1 protein-coding gene is annotated in these 512 nt (G+C 71.5%); it reads right to left on the reverse strand.

Going from position 1 to position 512, the window contains the following annotated elements; translation table 11 throughout:
* Positions 1–512 (reverse strand): ketoreductase domain-containing protein (locus IE94_RS36720; RefSeq protein ID WP_037924849.1); only part of this gene is annotated, 512 nt, incomplete at both ends.

Consider the following 512-nt stretch of genomic DNA (forward strand, 5'->3'; position numbering starts at 1 on the left):
GCTGGTTGGCCGTGGGTGTGGCGGTGGTGGGCGAGGGTGTCGAGGAAGGTGTTGGCGGCGGCGTAGGCGGCCTGTCCGGGTCCGCCGAAGGCGGCGGCTGCGGAGGAGAAGAGGACGAAGGCGTCGAGGTCGGGGGTGAGGTGGGTGGTGAGCTGGTGGAGGAGGAGGGCGCCGTCGAGTTTGGGGCGCAGGACGGTGTCGAGTCGGTCGGTGGTGAGGTTGTCGATGGTGGCGTCGTCGAGGGTGGCCGCGGTGTGGATGACGGCGGTGACGGGGTGTTGGGTGAGGGTGTGGGTGAGGGTGTCGGGGTCGGTGACGTCGCCGGTGACGACGGTGGCGTTCGCGCCGAGGTCGGTGAGTGCGGTGGCGAGGTCGTCGGCGGGGCGGCGGGAGAGGAGGAGCAGGTGGTGGACGTGGTGGTGGGTGACGAGGTGGTGGGCGATGTGGGTGGCGAGGGTGCCGGTGGCGCCGGTGATCAGGACCGTACTGTCGGGACGGAAGACGGAGGCCGC

Source organism: Streptomyces violaceorubidus (assembly GCF_000717995.1).
GTDB lineage: Bacteria > Actinomycetota > Actinomycetes > Streptomycetales > Streptomycetaceae > Streptomyces > Streptomyces violaceorubidus.